Origin of the sequence: Halopseudomonas sp. (assembly GCF_041579695.1) — a bacterium.
In the GTDB taxonomy this organism is placed as follows: Bacteria; Pseudomonadota; Gammaproteobacteria; order Pseudomonadales; family Pseudomonadaceae; genus Halopseudomonas.
In genome coordinates this window covers 1-14,334 of record NZ_JBFGFI010000030.1, presented here as the reverse complement: position 1 = coordinate 14,334, position 14,334 = coordinate 1, and the positions used below count along the sequence as shown (strand labels likewise).

At 61.7% G+C, this 14,334-nt stretch carries 16 protein-coding genes; 5 read left to right on the top strand and 11 right to left on the bottom strand.

Annotation, left to right across the window (positions count from 1 at the left end):
- Together ABYA88_RS08325 and ABYA88_RS08320 are read left to right on the top strand one after the other, a co-directional pair.
- On the top strand, positions 1-843 hold the full coding sequence (locus ABYA88_RS08325) for an ABC transporter ATP-binding protein (protein ID WP_373186616.1): 843 nt from the start codon (positions 1-3) through the stop codon (positions 841-843).
- A 106-nt stretch (positions 844-949) separates the two neighbouring features.
- Positions 950-1,288: a hypothetical protein gene (locus ABYA88_RS08320; RefSeq protein WP_373186614.1), complete on the top strand. Its 339-nt coding sequence runs from the start codon at positions 950-952 to the stop codon at positions 1,286-1,288.
- 18 nt (positions 1,289-1,306) lie between these two features.
- On the opposite strand, the gene ABYA88_RS08315 is transcribed toward ABYA88_RS08320, so the two are convergent.
- Genes ABYA88_RS08315 through ABYA88_RS08290 form a run of 6 tightly spaced genes read right to left on the bottom strand, consistent with a single transcriptional unit; the run spans position 1,307 to position 5,905 of the window.
- Complete coding sequence (locus ABYA88_RS08315) at positions 1,307-2,005, bottom strand: HAD family hydrolase (protein ID WP_373186613.1); 699 nt, start codon at positions 2,003-2,005, stop codon at positions 1,307-1,309.
- Positions 2,002-2,898 (bottom strand): tyrosine recombinase XerC, encoded by an 897-nt coding sequence (gene xerC, locus ABYA88_RS08310; protein ID WP_373186636.1) that lies wholly within the window; start codon positions 2,896-2,898, stop codon positions 2,002-2,004. The genes ABYA88_RS08315 and xerC overlap by 4 nt, the downstream gene beginning before the upstream one ends.
- An 18-nt stretch (positions 2,899-2,916) precedes the next feature.
- Entirely contained in the window at positions 2,917-3,630 is a 714-nt protein-coding gene (locus tag ABYA88_RS08305) for a DUF484 family protein (RefSeq protein WP_373186612.1), read from the bottom strand.
- Positions 3,627-4,457, bottom strand: a complete 831-nt coding sequence (gene dapF, locus ABYA88_RS08300; RefSeq protein WP_373186611.1) for a diaminopimelate epimerase — start codon at positions 4,455-4,457, stop codon at positions 3,627-3,629. Before dapF ends, ABYA88_RS08305 begins: the two co-directional genes overlap by 4 nt.
- A gap of 1 nt (position 4,458) precedes the next feature.
- Positions 4,459-5,712, bottom strand: a complete 1,254-nt coding sequence (gene lysA, locus ABYA88_RS08295) for a diaminopimelate decarboxylase (RefSeq protein ID WP_373186610.1) — start codon at positions 5,710-5,712, stop codon at positions 4,459-4,461.
- Between the two features lie 46 nt (positions 5,713-5,758).
- The gene (locus tag ABYA88_RS08290; protein ID WP_373186608.1) at positions 5,759-5,905 is read right to left on the bottom strand and encodes a lipoprotein; all 147 of its coding nucleotides are present in this window, start codon (positions 5,903-5,905) and stop codon (positions 5,759-5,761) included.
- 102 nt (positions 5,906-6,007) lie between these two features.
- On the opposite strand from ABYA88_RS08290, the gene cyaY reads away from it, so the two are divergent.
- Entirely contained in the window at positions 6,008-6,346 is a 339-nt protein-coding gene (gene cyaY, locus ABYA88_RS08285; RefSeq protein WP_373186607.1) for an iron donor protein CyaY, read from the top strand.
- Positions 6,347-6,544 carry a DUF1289 domain-containing protein gene (locus tag ABYA88_RS08280; RefSeq protein ID WP_373186606.1) on the top strand — a complete coding sequence of 66 codons (198 nt, stop codon included), beginning with the start codon at positions 6,347-6,349 and terminating at the stop codon, positions 6,542-6,544.
- Here ABYA88_RS08280 and ABYA88_RS08275 read toward each other — a convergent pair whose 3' ends face one another.
- Both ABYA88_RS08275 and ABYA88_RS08270 read right to left on the bottom strand, forming a co-directional pair.
- On the bottom strand, positions 6,545-9,388 hold the full coding sequence (locus tag ABYA88_RS08275) for a class I adenylate cyclase (RefSeq protein ID WP_373186605.1): 2,844 nt from the start codon (positions 9,386-9,388) through the stop codon (positions 6,545-6,547).
- A 16-nt stretch (positions 9,389-9,404) separates the two neighbouring features.
- Entirely contained in the window at positions 9,405-9,641 is a 237-nt protein-coding gene (locus ABYA88_RS08270) for a TIGR02647 family protein (RefSeq protein ID WP_373186604.1), read from the bottom strand.
- A 206-nt stretch (positions 9,642-9,847) separates the two neighbouring features.
- Between ABYA88_RS08270 and ABYA88_RS08265 the strand changes: the two genes are divergently transcribed.
- On the top strand, positions 9,848-10,507 hold the full coding sequence (locus ABYA88_RS08265) for a glutathione S-transferase family protein (protein ID WP_373186603.1): 660 nt from the start codon (positions 9,848-9,850) through the stop codon (positions 10,505-10,507).
- A gap of 47 nt (positions 10,508-10,554) precedes the next feature.
- Here the strand turns inward: ABYA88_RS08265 and ABYA88_RS08260 are convergent, their stop codons facing one another.
- From ABYA88_RS08260 to ABYA88_RS08250, 3 genes are all read right to left on the bottom strand, one after another.
- The gene (locus ABYA88_RS08260) at positions 10,555-12,459 is read right to left on the bottom strand and encodes a beta-ketoacyl synthase (RefSeq protein WP_373186602.1); all 1,905 of its coding nucleotides are present in this window, start codon (positions 12,457-12,459) and stop codon (positions 10,555-10,557) included.
- Between the two features lie 190 nt (positions 12,460-12,649).
- Complete coding sequence (locus ABYA88_RS08255; protein WP_373186600.1) at positions 12,650-13,015, bottom strand: cupin domain-containing protein; 366 nt, start codon at positions 13,013-13,015, stop codon at positions 12,650-12,652.
- A gap of 11 nt (positions 13,016-13,026) precedes the next feature.
- A partial coding sequence (locus tag ABYA88_RS08250) for a CoA-acylating methylmalonate-semialdehyde dehydrogenase (RefSeq protein ID WP_373186599.1) occupies positions 13,027-14,334 on the bottom strand: 1,308 nt, incomplete at its 5' end.

Genomic DNA, 14,334 nt, shown 5'->3' with positions numbered 1-14,334 from the left:
ATGGACCAGCCATGTATCCGTATCCGCGGCGTCGGCAAGACCTTCGAGACCCGTGAACAAAGTATCCAGGCCCTGTCGGAGGTCGACCTCGAGGTGCGGCCCAACGAGTTCATTACCTTTGTCGGCGCATCCGGCTGCGGCAAGTCGACGCTACTGCGTATCCTCGCCGGCCTGGAGACCCACACCAGTGGCGAGATTCTGCTGCATGACCAGCCCATCGACGGCCCCGGCGTGGACCGGGCCATGGTGTTCCAGCATTACAGCCTGTACCCATGGCTGACGGTAATGCAGAACATCCGCTTCTGCCGGCAGCTAAAGGTGATAGCCGATACCGTCTACAGCCAGTCGGATGTCGAGACGGCCAGCGGCCGGGCCGATGCACTGCTCAGCCTGATGGGTCTGCAGCCCTTTGTCGATGCCTACCCCAGCCAGCTCTCGGGCGGTATGCAGCAACGGGTCGCCATCGCCCGGGCGCTGATGCCGCGGCCGGATATCATGTTGATGGACGAGCCCTTTGGCGCCCTGGATGCGCAGACCCGTGAGGTCATGCACGACCTGATCCGTCATGTACACCGGCTGGAAAAGAGTACCATCCTGTTCGTCACCCACGATGTCGAGGAAGCTATCTATCTGGGCAGCCGGATTGTATTGATGGCGCCGCGGCCGGGACGCATCGACAGTATCTACGAGGTTCCTCTGCCGACCGAGCGCCATCAGGATATGAAGCTCGAGCCGGAATTCATCCAGCTCAAGCGCGAAATTCTCGCCCGGATTCGCGAAACCTCCGGTGTGCAGACCGATCTTGAGCAGTTGCAGCGCCTGACCAGGGGGGCTGAGGCCTGAGTCGCGGGCAGCTGGCGCGTCCTGATACAAAAAAACATTCCACCACCCCTAGCCAAATTCTCCCGTTAGGCTATAAATAGCGTGTTTTTCCGTTGGAGTGGCTGGAATGAGTGACGACGATCTAGAAAATGACGAACTCGAGCGCGATGATGACAGCGACGCCGACGATTCGGACGATAATGATGACCTGCCTGTCGCCGACCATGAGGATGACAGCGACGACGACAGTGATGCGCCGGTAGTCAAATCGCGCAAGAAGGCAGCGGTACAGCCAGATGTACTTGAGGGCCTGTCACTCGAAGCCAAGGAGCGCGAGCGGGAGATGCTTGCGCGCCAGATGGAGGAATTCATGGCCCGCGGCGGCAAGGTTCAGGAAGTGGGCGCCAATGTGGTGGCCGATCCGCCGAAGAAGCCCCAGGGTAAGTACGGCAGCCGGCCTATCTGAGGGGTCAGGTATTCGCGCTCAGGGCTTGTAGCGAGTCAGCCAGGCAGGTATTTCGCTCAGGCATTTAACCTCGCCGCTGGGGCGTGGCTGGTCCGGCCAGTCCAGCATCAGGCGGTTGAACCAGAGCGTATGCAGGCCGACGCCCTGGGCGCCCTGGATATCGTCCACCGGATGGTCGCCGACGTGCAGGGTATTTGCCGGCTCGGTTCCGGCGCGCTCCAGTGCATGCAGGAATGGCGCGGGATCGGGTTTGCTTAGCCCCACTTCGTCGGCCGAGACGATCACGCTGAAGTACCGCTCCAGCCCCAGCCTGCGCACGTCGGCATTGCCATTGGAGATGGTCGCCAACTGGTAGTTCCTGCTCAATTCCGCCAATAGCGCTTCGGCATGTGGAAAGAGCGTCAGCGCGTGACGTGCCTCCAGAAACACCTCGAAGCCCTTCTGCGTCAGTTCCCTTGCCTGCTCCTCACCGTAACCCGCGCGGCGCAATCCCAGCTCCATCACCGCCAGACGGAACGCGGTAACCCGGTGGCGCAGATCGGGGTCGGCCGCCAGCACATCATGGCGCAGCGCCTTGCGTGCGTTGGCATCGAGTTGCTGGGTGAAGCGCGGCGCATGCTCGTCGAACCAGCGCAGCAGGGTCTGTTCGGCGGCTAGCACCACCGGCTCGGTTTCCCACAGCGTGTTATCGAGATCGAAGGTCAGCAGTTGGATCATGAGTCACTCGTCTTGCGCTTGGCGCGTGGGTGGGCCTTGTCATACACCTGTGCGAGGTGCTGGAAGTCCAGGTGCGTATAGATCTGCGTGGTGCTGATGTCAGCATGTCCCAGCAGCTCTTGCACTGCGCGCAGATCGCCGGAAGATTCCAGCACATGGCTGGCGAAGGAGTGGCGCAGCATGTGTGGATGCAGATTCTGTCCGATATGCGTCACGCCCCAACGGCGCACACGAAGCTGGATGGCGCGTGGCGTCAGGCGCCTTCCCTGTTTTCCGATAAACATTGCCTGCTCGGCCGTGCCGCTCAGCATGCGCACCTTGAGCCATCGCTGCAGCGCTTCGCGCGCCATGCGGCCGACAGGTACCAGGCGGGTCTTGCTGCCCTTGCCCAGTACCCTTACCTCGCCCTGAGGCAGGTCAAGCTCGTGAATATCCAACCCGGCCAGCTCCGAGAGGCGCAAACCGGATGAGTAGAACAGCTCCAGCATGGCGTGGTCTCGTACGGCTAGCCAGTCATCGTCGCTGTTGTCGTCGAGCAGCTGTGAAGCCAGATCGGCGTCCAGCGCTCGCGGCAGTTTGCGTGGGGAGCGCGGTGCACGAAGGTCCAGCGCCGGATTATGCTTGCACAGACGTTCGCGGATCAGAAACTGGTAGAAGCTGCGCACGGCACTGAGCATGCGTTGCAGACTACGGCCAGAAAGGCCGGCCTGGTGCCGCTGGGCGACGAAAAGGCGCAGGCGCGCGGCATCCATGTCCGGCCAGCGCCGGCACTGCTGGGTATCGAGAAAATCGCGCAGGCCTTCCAGGTCGTGTCGGTACGCCTGCAGGGTGCGGGGCGATAGCTGGCGCTCGCGCTGCAGGTGGCCGAGAAAGGCCTCCAGGTCACTCTGCAGGGCGGTGGAATGCATGAGTTACAACCTGACGTCGTCGGCGATCGGGCGCTGGCGCAGCAGCACACGGGCCAGCGCATCGGCTATGTAACCCAGAAACAGGGTGCCGGTAGCATTGCGGTAGTGGTTGGCGTCATGGCTACCCAGTGCCAGCACGCCATGCAGTCCCTGATGCTGGATAGGTGCGATCGCGGTGGAGGCAACCCGGTCCGCGTCGTCGCCGAACAGGAATGCCAGCTCATCGGCGCGCAGCACACCACTGAGGGTCTTGCCGCTGTCGACCAGGTGCCCTATGGCATCGCGTGCCTCGGCGTGGGTGACGGTACGCGCGTTGGGGAAGCGCTGGGCTTCGCTGAACAGGATCAGGCTGACGTGGGGCACCTTGAAGTCATCCCGCAGGCTGTCCTCGATACTGGCAATCACCTGTTCCAGGCTCTGCGCCTCGAGCAGGTCGAGAATCAGGCGGCGGCTCTTCTCGAAAAGGCGATCGTTCTCCCGCGCCACATCCATCAGCTGGCCGAGGCGATGGCGCACGTCGATGTTGCGTTCGCGCAGCAGCTTGACCTGGCGCTCGACCAGCGAGACCGCCTGACCGGACTGATGCGGAATGATCAGGTCGGGAAGCAGGTCGTCGTATTCGGCGAAAAATGCCGGATGCAATCGCAGGTACTCGGCAACGGTATGCGCGTCGAGCTGGTGTGCCGGATGGGTGGGGTGCGACGGCTTGTCGGTCATAGACGTATCTGTCCTTCAAAAACGCGGGTAGCGGGGCCGGTCATCATTACCGGTTCGCCGGGTCCGGCCCACTCGATCTGCAAATTGCCGCCAGGCAGTTCGATACGTACTGGGGAAACCAGGTGGCCCATGCGGATCCCGGCGACGGCTGCAGCGCAGGCGCCGGTGCCGCAGGCGCGGGTTTCACCGACACCCCGCTCGAACACGCGCAGGCGGGCGCTATGGCGGTCGAGCAGTTGCATAAAGCCGGCATTGACGCCCTTGGGGAAGCGCGCATGGCGCTCGATCAGTGGGCCCAGGCGGGCGACCGGGTAGGCATCCAGATCGTCGACCAGGGTGACGCAATGCGGATTGCCCATGGATATAGCGGCGACCTGCAGAATCTGCTCGTCCACTGCCAACTCGCAGGAAACCGACTCGGCATCGGCCTGAAAGGGGATCTGCGCCGGCACGAACCGCGGCGCGCCCATATTCACCGTGACCTGACCGTCGGCCTGCACGCTCAGCGCGATCGGGCCGCCGGCGGTTTCCACCTGAATGTCGGTCTTGGCCGTCAGCCGCTTGTCGAGAACGAAGCGGGCAAAGCAGCGCGCACCATTGCCACACTGCTCCACCTCGGTGCCGTCGGCGTTGTAGATACGGTAGCGAAAATCCATGTCCGGATCGCCCGGCGGCTCCACGACCAGCAATTGGTCGAAGCCGATGCCGGTATGGCGGTCGCTCCACTGGCGGATAAGCCGCGGATTGAGCTGGGCATGCTGGGTGACCAGGTCGATGACCATGAAGTCGTTGCCCAGACCATGCATCTTGGTAAATCGCAGCAGCATCTCAGGCCTCGGGTAACAGGGATTCCCCAGCGAAGAGTTCGCTAAGGGTTTCACGGCGGCGGATCTGGTGGCTCTGGCTACCATCGACCATCACCTCGGCGGCTCGGGGTCGGGTGTTGTAGTTCGAGCTCATCACGAAGCCATAGGCGCCGGCCGAGCGCACAGCCAGCAGGTCACCCTCGGCCAGCGCAAGTTCGCGGTCCTTGCCCAGGAAGTCACCGGTTTCGCATACCGGGCCGACGATATCCCACTGCTGCGCGGGGACGTCATCACGCGGGCGGACTGCTTCAATGCCCATCCAGGCGCTATACAGCGCCGGGCGGATCAGATCGTTCATTGCTGCATCGATGATCGCGAAATTCTTGTGCTCGGTAGGCTTGAGCAGATTCACCCGGGTTAGCAGCACGCCGGCGTTGGCGACGATCGAGCGGCCGGGCTCGAACAGCAGGGTCAGGTCACGATCGCCCAGGTGTGCCTTCACCTTGGCCAGGTATTCGGCAGGCGAAGGGGGTGTTTCGTCGCGGTAGGTCACGCCGAGTCCGCCGCCCAGATCCAGGTGATGGATGCGGATGCCTTCCTCGGCCAACTGGTCAACCAGTGCCAGCAGGCGATCCAGGGCATCGACCAGGGGCGTGTCGTCGGTCAACTGGGAGCCGATGTGGCAATCCACGCCGCGCACGTCGATGTTCGGCAGTTCGGCCGCGCGCCGATAGACTTCCGGGGCCCGAGCGATGTCGATACCGAACTTGTTTTCCTTCAACCCGGTTGAAATATACGGATGGGTCATCGCATCCACATCGGGATTGACGCGCAGGGACACCGGTGCCTGAACGCCCAGTTCGGCAGCGACCGTCTGCAGGCGTTCGAGCTCGGCGGTGGATTCCACGTTGAAGCAGTGGATGCCGACTTCGAGCGCGCGACGCATTTCCTCGGCGGTCTTGCCCAGACCCGAGAAGACAATACGTGACGGTTCGCCGCCGGCGGCCAGTACGCGCTCCAGTTCGCCGCCGGAGACGATGTCGAAGCCGGCGCCCAGGCGCGCGAGAATATTCAGCACGGCCAGGTTGGAGTTGGCCTTGATGGCAAAGCAGACCAGGTGCGGCGTGCCGCTCAGAGCCTGATCCCAGGCCAGCCATGCCTGTTCTATCGCCTGGCGCGAATAGACAAAACAGGGCGTGCCATGGCGCGCGGCGATATCGGACAATGGCAGATCTTCGGCGTGCAGTTCGCCATTGCGGTATTCAAAAGCTGTCATGTTTTAGGCTTCGTGTGCTGGTATACGGGGGAAGCGGCCTGATCGTTCAGCGCTCGGTGGGCTGCTGGATCATGGCTTCCTCGGCTTCGTTGCGCGGCTCTTCGATTTTTTCGGCGGGCAGATACAGCGGCCCTTTCTGGCCGCAGCCAGCGATAAAGAAGAGGGCGAACAACACAGCAATGGAATGCTTCATGGTGAAATCCTTGTTGAAATACAGGCAATATACGGCAGTATACCCAGCCACCCGGTCAGACGCACCCGCACCGGCGCCGGAAGGACGGAGAAAAGAACACCCATGCATGAACTGAGCGAAGAAGATTTCAACAGGCAGGTCGACCTGTTACAGGACCGTATCGAGCACGCGCTGGATGCTAGTGATCTGGATCTGGATATGGAGGTGATCGACGGCTCCCTGGTGTTGATTCTCGCCGAAGGCCCCCGGCTGGTGGTCGGACGCCAACCCGCTTCCCGTGAAATCTGGCTGACTGCGCCGGACGCCACCCGGCATTTTGGCTACTTTCCGGATGAGGGCTGGCTGCATGACAGTGACGACGAGCCCTTGGAGCTGGTGCTGAGTCAGGTTCTGAATGAGCTGACCGGTGAAGAGCTGGAGCTGGACCTGGAGGAGGAATAGATGTCAGTCGCCAGCCGTCAGCCATCCCCCTGCGTGCGCCAATGTTGTCTCGATGGCGATCTGTGCCTGGGCTGCGGACGGCTGATGCCGGAAATCCTCGAATGGGCGACGGCGACCGACGAGCGTCAGCAGCAGATCAGCGCAGATGCCAGGCAACGCCATGCTGAACGCGCTGCATTCAGCGCCGCTAAAGGGTAATCAGTTGCGCGCAATGCCCATTGCCGCATTCAGTGCATCTTCAAGGCGCTGCCGGTAGCGCAGATAGTGGACCGTCTGCATGCTGCCGGTGGGATCAATCGCGGACAGGTCCAGATCGGTGATGTAGCACGGGTACTCATCCGCTCCGGCGCGCTGCTGCAGTATATGTCTGGCTGCTGCGGCAAACAGGTCGGCGCCGTGGTCCAGTTCGGAAAATTCGCGCTGGCCGCAGAAGATGCTCACCTTCAGGCTCTGGTCATCCCCTGTCTCGGCAATCGCCTGCACCGCGTAGTAGTCGGTTTCGACACCCCGGTTCGGGATCCGCTGCGGCTCCAGACGCAACGGCATGCCGTCCGCGGCCGGCCGTATCGCATGAATCGACAGCGGCTCCTCGCGCAGGCTGGTCTCGAGGCTCTGGTTGACCTGGCGCCGCAGGCGGATGCTGTGCAGAAAGCGCAATAGCGGCAGCAGCAGGGTCTGTTCATCACGGCACATCTGGCGCGAGCGCCAGAGCGCGCCAAGTTCGTCCAGCACACTTATCTCTGCCTGGCGGTCGGGCAGCAGCCGGTAGAAGACCTGTATCTCCCCGGCGTGGGCATGGCGCAGCATCAGCGCGGTATCGTGCCCCTGTAGGGCGAAACGATCCAGCGCCAGCGGGCTGTAATGCTGCCGACCGCTGCCCAGATAGCGCATCAGGCGCTCGCGATCGGACAGGTGGGTGATATCGATCAGGCCATCCTTGCGCTCGAGGATCTGGAAACTGTTCCCCACCTGCAGCAGAAAGCGCGACGGCGGCTCGGCGAGCAACTGGCGGATGGCGTCCTGAAACAGCTGCTCGACCCGCTCGGCGATTGCGCCGGAGCGGTTACGGCAGAAGCAGGCGACCTGTAGATCAGGCCGGTGCTGGTGCTCATGGGCCTTGTTGAGGTAGTCGCACAGCGCATGGATGCATGCCTGCGCGCCCTCGAAACGGCTGACCTGCAACTCGTTCCAGCTGTTGAGGGTAATCTGGTCGATGCTCAGAATCAGATTGTCGCGCAGCCCCGAATATCCCAGGGCGTCAGTGTGGCTGCTAATCAGATGCAGGTTCTTCTGGCTCGTGACTGGTAGCGGGTCCAGCCCCACATTGACCAGCAGCAGCGACTGGCAGGGCTGGCTGGGGCGCGACAGAGCAGTTTCGGTCAGCGCCGGCAACGGCAGCGGGAAATGCAGGCGCAGGGCGGCCAGCAGATTGTTCAGTTCGAACTCGCTCAGCGCGCTGTCGCCCGGATGCACGGCAATGCGCGTCGCGGCATCTACCAGGCCGTTGCGGTGGGCCCAGGCAACAAGTTCGATCAGATGACGGGTGTACTTGAGCGGTACATGATCGGACAGCTCGGTCTGGCTCAGGGTGCCACGGTAGAGACTCCAGCTGGTCTGGTCATGGTCTGCGCCGGGACGCTGCGCAAGGGTCAGCAGTGGTTCGCTGAGGTCGGGCGCGATACCCGGATTGATCACTTCGATCTTTCCCGCCTTGCGCTCAAAAGCGGCATACAGCCGGCGGCCGAGCAGCGAAAGATCGCGGCTGTTGACCTGATTGATCACGCCATTGCTACGCCCGAACTGCGACAGGAACCGGTAGCTGTGGGTCAGTTCGCTGACCAGCTGCTGGCGTTCGTGGGTCACCTCACCCACGCGCCAGAGATGGCGATTGTCCATCTGCTGCAGCTGTCGGGTATCCCAATGCCACTCGCGCACCAGCTTTTCCATCAGGCTGCGCTTCCAGCCTAGACTGCCGGTGCGTCTGCTCAGACGCACGTCTGCCTTGATATACAGACAGCGGCGTACCAGTTCGAGGCGTTCGCTCTCTCCACGCTTGAGCAGGTAGCGCTCGATCCGTCGGTAGAGCATGACATAGGGATCAAGCTCATCGAGGTCCAGCCGGTTGGCGTATACCGCATGCTTGAAATCCAGGCTGAGGCAGCGCACGTCGGCATGCTCGCTGGCATAGACCTCGGTCAGCAGCAGTTTCAACACCGATTTGTAGGGCGATTCGATACCCTTGAACAGTTGCCAGAGCCCGGCGCCCACATACTCCCCGGCCGGAATGCGCGCCATATGTCCCAGATCGAGACTTTCCAGTCCACGTATAAAGCGTTTGTCGAGCAGTTGCCGGGTAAAGTCCGCGTAGTGCTTTTCCTCATAGTCCGGCACCAGCCACCACAGCGGATAGCGGCCGCCCAGGAGGATGGCCGTGCGGTAGAACTCATCCAATAACAGGTAATGCTGGGTGCTGCCGCAATCCTCGATACTCAGCGCATTGTCGCGATCGCCGAGGCTGAAGGTGGCCGGGTTGACCAGATGAAAATGGGCTTCGCAGCTTTGCGTGGCTGCCCAGTCGGTTATCAGTTGGCACTTCGCGGCAAGCTCGGCGATGGCCCCGGGTGACAGGTGCGGGGCATGGCAGACCCAGATGTCCAGGTCGCTCTGGTCCGACTGGGCAATAGTGCCGCCGCTGCCCATCAGATACAGCGCCTGGATCTCGCCGGAGAAGCCGGCCGGGTGCCGGCGGTAACTGAAGCTGCGGGTAAGCGCTTGCGCGCCCAGCAGTACATTGGGATCCGGTGTATAAGCGGCCAGCCCATGGGGCGTTGCGCGCGAAACATAACCCGGCAGCAGCGGGTGGTTGACGTCAAACAGCAGCGGGATCAGCTGCAGAACATTGTACTGACGCGCCGGCAGAGCCTGCAGCACACGCTGCAGACGGCTGCGGTTGATGCCCATGAAACGGTTGCGCAGGGCAGTCAGTGCCTTGCGGTCAATACCCTCGGCTATCTGCGGCTGGATTTCCCCACTCAGAACCATGATCGCTTGTCCGGTCTCAGTCAGCGCGCAGGATCGTCAGCAGTGCCTGGCTATGTTCTGCCGCGTCAAGCCCCAGGCTGGTCAGGTAACCGCCGTCTGGCTTGGTAGTGAGTCCGCGGGCATGCAGGCGCTCCGCCGCGGCTACCACGTCCTGCGCGGCCTCGTGTCGATGGATCTTCAGGCCTTCCAGGGAGTTGGCCAGGTTGAATTGGTTGAGCAGGTTGATTTCGGCAATCTCTTCGGGTTTCAGCATGAGCGGCGCTACCTCTTTTATGGATTCGCTTTCTTGGAGTTCAGTCTGCAGTCTAGCCGTAAAAGGCCTCCGACAGCACAGGGAATATTGTCCGGTTCTGGTCGTTGCGTCTGCATTCAGACAGCTTATGTCGCTGGATATTTTGTTTCGTCGGCGCTACAACAGGGGCACAGAAAAACAACATTCATTTTGCAGGAGAATATCGCATGCTCAAACTTCATGGTTTTGCCGTCAGCAACTACTTCAACATGGTCAAGCTGGCACTGCTTGAGAAAGGCGTCGATTTCGAAGTGAACGTGGTTCACCCCAGTCAGGACGAGGCTTTTCTGGCTATCAGTCCGCGCGGCAAGGTGCCCGCGCTGGAGACTGAACACGGCCTGGTCAGCGAAACCAACGTGATTCTGGAATACATCGAAGAAACCCAGGGTGGCAAGCCATTGTTGCCCAAGGATGCGTTTGAGCGCGCCACCGTGCGGGCTCTGACCAAGGAAATCGAGTTGTATCTGGAATTGCCGGCACGGAGCTGCTACGCGGAGGTGTTTTTTGGCGGCAAGGTGGACCAGCAGGTGAAGGACAAGGCCAAGACCGATCTGCTCGCTGGCATCGCGGCGCTCAAGCGTCACGCCAAGTTCGCGCCTTACGTGGCAGGCAGCGAAATGACCATTGCTGACCTGATGTTCATCTACAGCATTGATCTGGCCAGCGCGGTAGCAAAGAAGCTGTTTGACCTGGATCTGCTGGCGGATCTGCCGGAGGCCCGCGCATTACAGGCCAAGATGGCCGAGAATCCCAATGTACAGAAGGTCGAGGCGGACAAGAAAGCCGAGATGGCGGCGTTTATTGCCGCTGCCCGCGCCAAGCGCTGAGTGCACTGCTCATCCCCGGCACCGTCCGGGGATGATTTCCGCTTTTCTCAGAGCATGTCCTTGAAGCGCTCGTCCTTGCGAAATACCAGCGGCTGACTGAAGCCCGGAATGCGCATCTGGGTGCCGGTGATCTGAATCTGACTGTCGTCGATCATGTTCTCGCCAAAGTTGTAGATCACTGCCAGTTGGCCCTTGAGCGCCTGCTGATCATAGGCGGCTGCGGCAGTCCGGGTCTCTTCCCGGCGCTTGCAGTAATCAGCAAATGCGGCCTGGCCGTAGCGTTTTTCCAGCATTCGATCCACCACGCTGGGCGCCAGTACCACGCAGCTCGCGTTGTTACCACCAAACCCCTTGGAGTTGATGAAGCACACCTCGAGTGGCTGCGTCGTGCGGCTGACGTCAGTGGTGCTGATGCGCAGGTGTTCTCGATGCACGTCATCGGCCACCGCATCGATGGTCTTGATGCCGGGAATGATCTGGTACCTGAAGCTGCCCAGTGCCGAGGCCAGTTGGTCAGCACTGGCGCTGGCCAGCGAGTGCCCGACATAGGCCTTGACCGCAGTGAGCGGCAAATCGCGGATCTCGAAGGCCCTGGCCACGCGGTCAAGTAGCTCGGATTCGGTCACCCGGTTGGCCGGGGTGCTGGAGCCGTGGGCGTGGACAAAACTGCGCTGGCGTACGGCGTCCTCGCCGACAATCTGCATCGCACTGAAGATCGCCTTGGACATGGTCAGATAATTGCCCGGACCCGGCGCTGAAATGGACTTCTTGAAGCCGTCGGCATTGATGAATACATCCGGCACGGCGCCGTGGATATCCGCGCCGAGCTGCATGGCCAGCTCGTCGTCCATCAGCAGAAAGAACTGCGCCGACTCGGCCAGCGTAAAACCGCAGTTGTGACTGAACGGGCGGCTGGCGCGGCGGAAATCGACGTCCGGCTGGCCTTCGATACTGCGCAATCCGTCTTCGGTCGCCAGCGCGCCCATTGCGCCGTAGCCCTCGATGCACTCCTGCGTCACTGGAGCCTCGCCGTTGCCCACCAGCACCACGCGGGCGCGGCCGCTGGTGATCATCTCGGTGCCCTTCTGCAGGTTGTAAAGAAAGCTGGCGCAGGCACCGGTAATCGCACCGGTGGTGCCCACACTGCCGAGAATGTAGGCGTTGATAAAGTCCGCCGGCATGCTGTTGAGTCCCAGGGCCAGCTGTTTGGCGCTGACCCGGTTGCCCTTCAGGCGTGACTGCATCAGGCCGCCGAAGCTGTTTTCATCCAGTTGGCTCATCGCGCTGCTGGCAAATACCGCGATCTCGTCCGGCTGCACGCTGTCGACGATGCTCTGCCACGGCATGCCACTGGAGCGCAGGGCGTCGGTCGCTGCGACGATGGTCATCTGCAGGCCGCGGGGATGGAAGCGTGAAGCATAGTGTTCCGAGGGTTCGAATCCACTGGGCAGCTGGCCGGCAGACTTCACTGGCAACGAGCGAAAACTGTCTACCTTGATGTCGCATCCATCGTAGACCGTGACCATCACCTCGGTGTCGTTCAGCGGCTCGATCACCCAGTCGGTGGGCAATGGCTCGGGCAGCTGCTTGGCCAGCGTGATGAACGAGAATGGCTTGCCGGCCTCGCCGGTTATCGTCAGGTTTTTTTGCCAGTGAGCGGCATCCACATCCAGGTGACGCTTCTCGATGCGCCTGACCAGCGTGCCCTGCAGAATCTGTTCGCCGAAGCGGACTTCGATATCGGCTGGCGTGAGCTTCTGGCCCTCGGCGTCCAGATATTCGCCTTGCTCGACCCGTACCAGTTTCATCAGTACAGCAAGACCGGCCAGGGTTTCCTGACGCTCGGCGGCGGGCAGGGACTCGATCACCGTGCGGCGGAATCCGTGATGGAAGGAACTGCGGCCGGCGGCGTTGTAACCACCAAACCCGACTATGACCGGCAAACGCGACATCTGGCATGACTCCTGACAGGTACCAGGCGCCCTTGCCCGCTAATGGCGGGCATATCCGGCGGCATCTTGCCGACCAGGGCGCTGGATTGTTCTTCGAATGCATATGCTGACGAGAACTGTAACCGCTGGGTCACGTTTAGACCATGGCGATTTACCGCCGGTGCGAACCTGCCGCTGCCGATAGTGCTGCTCAGTCGGCGGGCGGCTCGAAGATCACGTAGACCTTGCGGGTGCGCTCAATCACTTCCCAGCTGCCGACAAAGCCGGCGGGAATCACGAAGCGGTCGCCAGCGCTCAGCTTACGGCTGCCACCCTGGTCGTCGTGCAGTATCGACACGCCCTCGAGTATCTCGCAGTACTCATGTTCACTGTAGCTCACGTCCCATTGACCGGGAACGCATTCCCAGGTTCCGCTGGAAAACTGACCACAGGGGCTGCTGTAGTGATTGCATACCGATTGCGCCGGATCCCCGGCGCGGACCTTTGCCGGATCCGGTCGGTAGTGCTCGGCCTCGGTGGGTGCGGTAGCAAAATCGACTATCTGTTCAATGGACATGGGAGCTCCGGCTATTTCATGGTCGGAATGCTGAATTCGGCATCGGCACGGATACCGGTTGGCCAGCGGGAGGTGATCGCCTTGCGCTTGGTATAGAAGCGTACGCCATCAGGACCATGCATATGCAGCGGGCCGAACAGCGAGCGCTTCCAGCCGCCAAAGCTGTGGAAGGCCATGGGTACCGGAATCGGCACGTTGACGCCGACCATGCCGACCTGAATCTCGTTGCAGAACTGCCGGGCGGCATCGCCGTCCCGGGTGAAGATCGCCGTGCCGTTACCATACTCGTGCTCGTTGATCAGTTTCACACCGCTGGCGTAATCCGGTACGCGCACGATGCACAGTACCGGACCAAAGATCTCTTCGCGGTGTATCGTCATATCGGCGGTCACCTTGTCGAACAGACAGCCGGCCATGAAGAAGCCACCTTCCAGCCCCGGCACGCTGACCTCGCGGCCGTCGACTACCAGTTCGGCCCCTTCCTTTACACCCTGGTCGATATAGCCGCGGACCTTGTCACGGTGCTGCGCGGAAACCAGCGGACCCATCTCCATGCCCTTATCCAGACCGTTACCGATTTTTAGCGCCCTGACCTTGGGCGCCAGGGCCGCAACCAGCTGGTCAGCGACTTCGTCACCGACTGCTACCGCGACCGAAATCGCCATGCAGCGCTCGCCGGCACTGCCATAGGCCGCGCCCATCAGCGCGTTGACGGTCTGGTCCAGATCGGCATCGGGCATCACCAGCATGTGGTTCTTCGCGCCGCCGAGAGCCTGCACGCGCTTGCCGTGCTCACAGCCAGTGGCATAGATGTATTCGGCGATAGGGGTCGAGCCGACGAAGCTGACAGCCTGCACGTCGGGATGGGTAAGCAGCACATCGACCGCTTCCTTGTCGCCGTTGACCACGTTCATCACGCCATCAGGCAGTCCGGCTTCGGTGAGCAGTTCGGCCAGGCGCATGGGTACGCTCGGATCCTTTTCCGACGGCTTCATGATGAAGGTGTTGCCGCAGGCGATCGCGATCGGGAACATCCACATGGGTACCATTGCCGGGAAGTTGAACGGCGCGATGCCGGCGCACACCCCGAGCGGCTGATTGACTGACCAGGCATCAACGCCCCCGCCGACCTGCTCGGTATGTTCGCCCTTGAGCAGGTGCGGAATACCGCAGGCGAACTCGACCACTTCCAGGCCACGGGTGAGTTCGCCCTTGGCATCGTCGAACACCTTGCCGTGTTCGCGGGTTATCAGCTCGGCCAGTTCGTCGGCATGGGCCTCGACCAGCGCCTTGTACTTGAACAGGACGCGCGCGCGATT